An 8,433-nucleotide genomic window follows, 5' to 3' on the forward strand; every position below is an offset into this window, starting at 1 on the left:
TCCCGTAACGCCGCCTTCTAGGCGGTATCCTAACCGCCTAGAAGGCGGCGTTACGTAAGTCTAATTGTAGCTAAATAGCAACCTTGGGCGGATGCTGCCGTAATACCTCTTTTAAGTATAAACCAGTATAAGAATGGGCATTTTCTGCCACATCTTCCGGGGTTCCCACAGCAATTATTTCACCTCCCTTATCCCCTCCTTCTGGCCCCAAATCAATCACCCAATCTCCAGCGCGAATCACATCTAAATTGTGTTCAATTACCAAGATTGAATTACCCTTATCTACCAAACGCTGTAACACATTCAACAACTGATGAACGTCATAAAAAGATAAACCAGTTGTCGGTTCATCAATTAAATAAAGCGTCTTTCCTGTCGCGCGACGTGACAACTCAGTTGCCAATTTTACCCGCTGCGCTTCTCCTCCAGAAAGAGTAGGTGCAGGTTGTCCCAACTTAATATAACCTAAACCAACATCTACCAAAGTTTGCAAGCGATTTGCCGCCCTGGGGATATTTTTAAACATCTCACAGGCTTCTTCTACTGTCATATTCAAAACATCAGAAATAGACTTCTCCTTATATTTAACCTGCAAGGTTTCTCGGTTGTATCGCGCACCTTTGCAAACCTCACATTGTACGTAAACATCTGGTAAGAAATTCATCGAAATTATATTCACACCTTGGCCGGCGCAAGCTTCACATCTTCCACCTTTAACATTAAAAGAAAACTGCCCTGGCTTGTAACCTCTCGCTTTTGCTTCAATAGTTTCTGCAAACATATCTCTGATTACATCAAACACTCCCGTGTAAGTAGCAGGATTAGAACGAGGAGTTCTACCAATGGGGGATTGATCGATGACAATGACTTTATCAATCGCATCCTCTAAAGATTTTTCTCCCTTGGTTTTGATGCCGTCCATATCTTTTGGTAAAGGAACTTTCCGGGTGATATAATGTTGCAAAGAGGGATAGAGTAAATCATTAATTAAGCTAGATTTACCTGAACCGGAAACCCCCGTAATACAAACAAGTTTACCTAGGGGAATTTCTACATCAATATTTTTCAAGTTATTACGGCGGCAATTTTTCAGCAGTAGCGATTTACCATTACCCTTGCGCCTCTGGGCCGGGGTTTCTATTACTTTTCTCCCTGACAAATAAGCGCCAGTTAAAGACTCTTCTGTTGCTAGTAATGTTTCTAAATTTCCTTGGGCAACAATGCGCCCGCCGTGTACTCCTGCGGCTGGGCCAATGTCTACAATATGATTAGCTGCCCGGATGGTTTCTTCATCGTGTTCTACTACAATTAAAGTATTGCCTAAATCGCGCAATCTTGTTAAAGTTTTTAACAGGCGCGAATTGTCTCTCTGATGCAATCCAATGCTAGGTTCATCTAAAACGTAGAGGACACCAGTTAAACCAGAACCGATTTGAGTTGCCAGACGAATGCGTTGTGCTTCGCCGCCAGAAAGTGTCATTGCTGGTCGATCTAAGGTAAGATAATCTAAGCCAACATCGAGGAGAAATTGCAATCTTGCCTGGATTTCTCTGAGCACTAAATCGGCAATTTGTGCTTGGCGATCGCTTAATTTTAAGTGATCAACTTTTTCTCGACAATCCCGAATCGAAACACTGGTAAAATCTAAAATCCGATACTGCCCTAATTGTACAGAAAGTGCTTCGGGTTTTAGTCGTTTCCCGTGACAAACTTCGCAAGGTCGATCGACTCGATATTGTTCTAATTTTTGTTTAACTAATTCTGAACCAGTTTCGTCATATTGCCGCTGCAAAATTGTAATTACGCCGGGATAGCGACGTTGACTTTTACCTTCTGTCAAGATATTATCTTCAGAACCGTGCAATAAAATTTGCTGCTGTGCTTGTGTGAGTTGATGCCAACGGGTATTGATGTCAAAACTGCAAGCTTTGGCGACACTGCAAACCAAAGCAAAATAATAGGTATTATCCTTATCGGCCCAAGGTGCGATCGCAGTGTAAACTGGTGCTTGTTCGTCAGGTACTATTAACTCCTCTGCAAACCTTCGCAAATTGCCCAAACCGTGACAATTTGGGCAAGCCCCGTAGGGTGAATTAAAGGAAAATAATCGGGGTGAAAGTTCTTCCATTACCGCCCCATGTTCCGGGCAAGCAAAGTTTTCACTAAAAATTAATGGGGGATTTGTGTGAGGATTTTCTTTGGTTGGTAATTCTTCAATCAAGGCAATTCCATTTGAATGTCGCAGGCAAGTAGTGAGAGAATCTACCAAACGTTCTTGTAAACCCGGCTTTTTAATTAACCTGTCAACTACAATCTCAATGTTGTGGGCATGATTCTTATCTAATTCGATGTTTTCTGAGAGTTCTACCACCTCTCCATCAACTTTTACCCGAATAAAGCCTTCGGATGCTAAACTCGATAGCAGCTTACGGTGAGTGCCTTTTTTACCTCTGACAACGGGCGCGAGAATGTGAAAGCGAGTACCATCAGGAAGTGCCATCACGCGATCGCACATTTCATCGATCGTTTGTGGCGCAATACTGCGATCGCAGATCGGACAATGGGGCTCTCCCGCCCGCCCAAATAGCAGTCTAAAATAGTCGTAAATCTCGGTAACAGTCCCAACAGTCGATCGCGGATTATGAGAAGTCGATTTTTGGTCAATAGAAATCGCCGGACTTAACCCCTCGATCGCATCCACATCCGGTTTATCCAATTGTCCCAGGAATTGACGCGCGTAAGCGCTTAGAGACTCAATGTAGCGGCGCTGTCCCTCTGCGAAGATCGTATCGAAAGCGAGGGAAGATTTACCGGAACCAGACACGCCAGTAAAGACAATCAGGCGATCGCGCGGTAGTTCCAAATCAATATTCTTTAAATTATGCTGCCTAGCGCCCCGAATCCGAATATAATTTTGGATATTTGGGCTTAAATTAACGGCAGATTGCCCGTTATGAGATGCACTTAAGTTACTCTTCGAGGTTTCGGCAGTAGAAGGCATAATCCAGTAAAAAATATTGCTTAAATATCTTAGCGCTGCATACCATAACTGACATCCAAACTCAGGAGTATTAAAGGATTGTCAAATAGGTTTCAGTCGGGCCATCGGGCAAAACTTTCAATCTTTGATTTTTCAAATCAACTTCAATTCCTAATGCTTCCATCGGAATTACACCTAACAGTGCATTTCTCCCTGCTGGCAATTCCAAACACTCAAAAGTCCCCTCACGTCCGCATAGGGAAATTTTAGCATCTTGAAATATTCTAGCTTCGCTAATACCTATCGCTGTCTCAATAACTACTTGCTTGAGAATTTTCAAACCTAACTGGGCGATAATATTTGCAGGTAAGCATAAAGTGGTTGCCCCCGTATCCACCAAGACATTTTCTACAGTAACAGACCTTACTTGGTGAGGCGGGATCATACCATCTTCAGCCTTACCCTGATCTAGGCGATTTGTAATTTCTAGCGTCGTTATCACTTTCCCCATTGAGTTGTCAGTAGCAGTTTCCATGATTTTACCACAAATTGACATTATAAGTAGCTGGACAAAAATAAAGAATGTCATTGCGAGCCCAGCGAAGCAATCTCAAAGCCTTGCGAATTGCTTCGCTGGGCTCGCAATGACATGATTACGTTTATTTATGTCCGAATACTTATTGACGTTATATTGACATTATACATTATAAAAGTTTAATAGATTGGCATAAGCCCTATTTATGATATCATAAAAATACCGATTTTCCTAAAAAAATCCATTGTCCCAAAAAGACCATGAGCAAAAAGTTCAAATTCAGATTCCTAGTCATCGCCCTATTTTTATGCCTTGCCGGCGGCGGTTTTCTAGCAGATCGCTACCTCAAACGTCCCTTTGCCCTTCCCCTATCAACAAAATACCAATCCTGGCCTGTTAAAGTCGGTCTTCGCATCGCCACCCTGCGCGATCGAGTCCCCACAGTTGACCGCATAGTTCTAGTTCCCGACGCAGCCACATTTTTAGTAGCTATTCAACAGTGGAGTCTCCAAGGACGATGGCCGATCTTAATAGAAGATCAAAAATATACCCCAATGTTTATCCAGCGTTTTAAACCCGCTGAACTAATTCGTTTACCCAGCGTCAAACAACCCTTACCCAAGGGTAAAAAACTTGAAGAATCTATCATTCGCGCTTTAGCAACAGCCTGGAATGCAACCGATATTCCCTCTTTAAAAAATACCTGGCTACAACTTGGTTGGGAACCTCCCGGAGTAGTAATCTCCTCCGTAAATGACCCTGCATGGCCAGCAGCAGTTGCTTTAGCCGCCGATCGCGGTCAACCCTTAGTCTTTGTAGAAGGTAATTTTGGACAACCTAACGATACCCTCAATTTTGACCAATGGCAACGCCTTCAAAGAATAGTTAACAAAGCCGCAGACACTACAGGTTATCCTTACGCTAATTTAGGGGATTCTATTGATACAATCTCTCTGGTAAGACAACTAGCAGTCAAATATCAATCACCGAAAAAAGCCGATGAACAATTAGCGGTGACAGACGGTTTAGCTAGATATACAAATGGCAATCGGTGGGCAGCAGTCGGGTGGATTTATGGCTCAGAATTTCGCAGCGTTTATCAAGCGATGTGTTCGATATTTTTAGATTTTAAAACAGCAATGCTTTATGACAGTTATCAACCAGAAGGTAATTGGGAAAAATATGAAATAGAAGCACCAACAAAACAATTAAATAGAATGGATTTTAGTGTTGAACACATACAGCAACCACAAGCAAGTTTAGAAACGTGGAGAAATTTAGTTTCCCATGAATGGGATTTTGATTTGATATTCATCAACTCTAAAGGCAATAAAGACGCATTCTTTGTTGGTGGCGGTGACGCTTCAGTAAATGATATTCCCAAACTTAAATCACCCGCAGCCATTCACTTGATTCACAGTTGGTCTGCGACTTCGCCTGACGACAGAAACACTGTTGCTGGAAGATGGCTAGAAAATGGAGTTTATGCCTATGTTGGTAGCGTGCATGAACCATATTTGGCGGCATTCCTACCGCCCAAAATAATAGTTGAACGCCTATCGGCTTCCGTCCCTTTTCTAATAGCTACTCGCCTGTTAGAATCAGCCCCTTGGAAAATTACAACAATTGGCGATCCGCTGATGATTCTCAGTAAACCAAGAGAAAGAATTTCACCGAATCAGCAACCTATGCCAAAGTTAATAGATTGGTAATTGCTAATTGGTAATTGCTAATTGGTAATTGCTAATCCCTCCTACTTACCTTCCCCTTCTTCCCTAGCCCCTAGCCCCTAGCCCCTAGCCCCTTCTTCCCTAGCCCCTAGCCCCTAGCCCCTTCTTTATGACTTGTCAATCCTGGTCAAATCAATCTAAATTAAAAGTAGAAATAAAATTTAATATATCTAAACTCTTCACTAAAGTAAGCGCTCCTCAATGACTGCCATCCCTCCTGTTGGCGTGCGCCCCCCTTGCCCGCCAACACTCACCACCCGTGCATCACGTCTAACCCAACTTCTCAATCGCCTGCATCCGAGCCCAGAAACCCTCCTACTTGTCCTCTCCCTACTCATAGGGGGAGTTACAGGTGCAGGTGTTGTCACCTTTCACTACCTCATCCACTTCATCCATATCTTGATGATGGAAGACTTTATGGGGGTGATAGGTGGAGGTAGCCCTTGGGCCTTAGCCTGCATCCCCACCCTCGGCGGAGTCGCCATTGGCTTAATGCGGTGGCGGTTCCGGGATTTTGGCCCCAATATGTCCTCCCTAATTGCTGCTTCCCAAGGCTTGCAAGAACTTTCCCCTCTCAAACCTATTACCAAGATGGTAGCCGCCTCCGTTTCCCTCGGTACAGGTGCATCCCTTGGCCCAGAAGCCCCCAGTGTCGAAATCGGTGCTAATTTTGGAATGCTTCTAGCTCAAGTCCTGCAATTGTCTCAAGAACGGCAGCGCTTGCTCTTGGGAGCTGGAGCCGCTGCTGGACTTGCTGCTGGGTTCAATGCACCCATTGCTGGAGTGTTCTTTGCCCTAGAAGTCGTGTTGGGAAGCACTTTCGCGACTTCATCAGTGAGCGTTGTCCTCCTCGCCGCCGTCGTCTCCGCAGTAATTGCTCAAATCTGTTTAGGATCTCAGCCAGCTTTTGCCCTTCCAGTCTACGAAGTTCGCAGTTCCCTGGAATTGCCCTTGTACATGGGATTGGGACTCTTAGCTAGCTGTGTTTCCCTCGCGTACACCGAAGCGATTCAAATCGCTGACCGCTGTTTTCAAGGAAAAATTCCCGGATTTGCTTGGCTGGCGCAGATTCCCCGCCCGATTCACCCGATTATTGGTGGGATCTGCGTGGGCTTAGTCGCCCTGCAACTTCCGCAAGTGCTGGGCGTTGGCTACGAAACTGTCGAAGCGATGCTTCAAGATGTTAAGTTTTCCTTGCCGTTATTGCTGCTGCTGTTAGGGGCAAAACTGGCAATGACGGCGGTGAGTCTTGGTAGCGGTTTGGTTGGGGGTATCTTTGCTCCGGCGATGTTTCTAGGGGCTTCTCTTGGTTCTGCTTATGGCATCTTTTTAGCAATGCTTCCAGCTATGAGCGGTCACGTAGCGGGGCCTCCGGCCTATGCAATGGTGGGGATGGCAGCGGTGCTTGCAGGTAGTGCCAGAGCGCCTTTGACTTCTATTCTGTTGATGTTTGAGTTGACGCGGGATTATAGGATTGTGTTGCCGTTAATGGCAGCAGTGGGATTGAGTGTTTGGCTGGTGGAGTTTGTTAACCGTCGTTCTACTCACAGCTTGAACCTTCAGCAGATGGGGGTGGATGTGACTGTTAATCAGCCGCCGCAACCTATAGAGCCGTTGCAGAATTGGGAAGAACCTTTTGGCGATCGCATTGTCAATGGCATTCTTTCCTGTCAAATTCCTAGGGAGGAAGAGATTAGCGATCGCCAAGATAATACCGATATCCCTGTATTGGCGCTAGCAAGTTCAAGTTTATCGGAAGATGTTAAGCCCTTACCTGAAACAAAATCAGCAGCCTGACTAAAATTAAACTAGATCGAGAGCCTGAAACCGAAATTCTAGAATTACGATCTTTATTAACCCAAAAACCGATTACACCTTCTTCCCTCTTCCTTCTTCCCTCTTCCTTCTTCCCTCTTCCTTCTTAAATTCCAATCGCGGACTGAAAAAACTATGACTCAACAACCCCGCATTTGTATACTCGGTGGCGGCTTCGGCGGACTCTACACGGCCCTGCGATTGAGTCAATTACCTTTTGCCAAGCATCAAAAACCTGAAATCATTTTAGTAGATCGACGCGATCGCTTCCTGTTTTCTCCCCTGTTATACGAAATCCTCACTGGAGAATTACAAACCTGGGAAATTGCCCCACCTTTTGCAGAATTGCTGAAAGATACGGGTATCCGCTTTTATCAAGGTACTGTTGGTGCGATCGACATTGCCGAAAAACGAGTGCAGTTGCAAGATGGCCCGGAAATTATTTGCGATCGCTTAGTCTTGGCCCTTGGCGGTGAAACTCCCCTCAATTTAGTTAGTGGCGCAGCCGAACACGCTTTCCCATTCCGTACTATTAGCGATGCCTACCGCCTCGAAGAACGCCTGCGAATTTTAGAAACTTCTCAATCTGACAAAATTCGCATTGCCGTCGTGGGAGGTGGTTATTCTGGGGTAGAATTAGCTTGTAAATTGAGCGATCGCCTCGGCGAAAGAGGGCGCTTGCGTCTAATCGAACAAAGCGATAAAATCCTGCAAACATCGCCAGATTTTAACCGAGAAGCCGCAAACATTGCCTTAGAAAAACGCGGTATCTGGATAGACTTAGAAACAAGTGTCGATGCTATCGGGCCAGACACAATTTCTCTAGCTTACAAAGGACAGATAGACATTTTGCCAGTAGATGCTGTCCTCTGGACGGTAGGAATGATTGTATCACCGGCGGTGCGTGCACTTCATCTCCAGCAAAATCTTCGGGGTCAATTAATAGTTGAATCCACGCTACAAGTAGTTAATAACCCAGAAATCTTTGCCTTGGGAGACATAGCTGAATGCGTTGATGCTGACGGTCAAAAAGTCCCCGCCAGTGCTCAAGTAGCCTTCCAGCAAGCTGACTACACAGCCTGGAATATATGGGCATCCCTCACCGATAGACCTTTGCTTCCTTTCCGCTATCAGCCCCTAGGAGAAATGTTAACATTAGGAGTTGACAATGCTACTTTTGCTGGCTTAGGAATTAAACTGGACGGTCAAATGGCTCACATAGCCCGTCGCTTAGCTTATCTCTATCGAATGCCAACATTAGATCACCAAATCAAAGTAGGTTTTAATTGGATAGCTAGACCAATTCAGGAAATGCTTGTAAAGTAATTTGTTAGTTGTTATACGTAACGCCGCCATCCTGGCGGTTTCTTTAC

At 44.9% G+C, this 8,433-nt stretch carries 5 protein-coding genes; 3 read left to right on the top strand and 2 right to left on the bottom strand.

Features of this window, described 5'->3' with window-relative positions; all coding sequences use genetic code 11:
• Window positions 1–70 precede the first annotated feature (70 nt).
• The gene (gene uvrA / locus PY364_RS11510; protein WP_275522659.1) at window positions 71–3,001 is read right to left on the bottom strand and encodes an excinuclease ABC subunit UvrA; all 2,931 of its coding nucleotides are present in this window, start codon (window positions 2,999–3,001) and stop codon (window positions 71–73) included.
• A 70-nt stretch (window positions 3,002–3,071) separates the two neighbouring features.
• Entirely contained in the window at window positions 3,072–3,515 is a 444-nt protein-coding gene (locus PY364_RS11515) for an aspartyl protease family protein (RefSeq protein ID WP_275522660.1), read from the bottom strand.
• A gap of 260 nt (window positions 3,516–3,775) precedes the next feature.
• Here PY364_RS11515 and PY364_RS11520 point away from each other — a divergent pair, with 260 nt between their 5' ends.
• From PY364_RS11520 to PY364_RS11530, 3 genes are all read left to right on the top strand, one after another.
• Window positions 3,776–5,227 (top strand): hypothetical protein, encoded by a 1,452-nt coding sequence (locus PY364_RS11520; protein WP_275522661.1) that lies wholly within the window; start codon window positions 3,776–3,778, stop codon window positions 5,225–5,227.
• 219 nt (window positions 5,228–5,446) lie between these two features.
• A complete protein-coding gene (locus PY364_RS11525; RefSeq protein ID WP_275522662.1) occupies window positions 5,447–7,042 on the top strand; it encodes a chloride channel protein in 1,596 nt (531 codons plus the stop codon).
• A 153-nt stretch (window positions 7,043–7,195) separates the two neighbouring features.
• A complete protein-coding gene (locus tag PY364_RS11530; protein ID WP_275522663.1) occupies window positions 7,196–8,386 on the top strand; it encodes an NAD(P)/FAD-dependent oxidoreductase in 1,191 nt (396 codons plus the stop codon).
• Window positions 8,387–8,433 lie beyond the last annotated feature (47 nt).

The sequence above is a fragment of the Kamptonema sp. UHCC 0994 genome, assembly GCF_029167235.1.
Lineage (GTDB): Bacteria > Cyanobacteriota > Cyanobacteriia > Cyanobacteriales > Microcoleaceae > Kamptonema.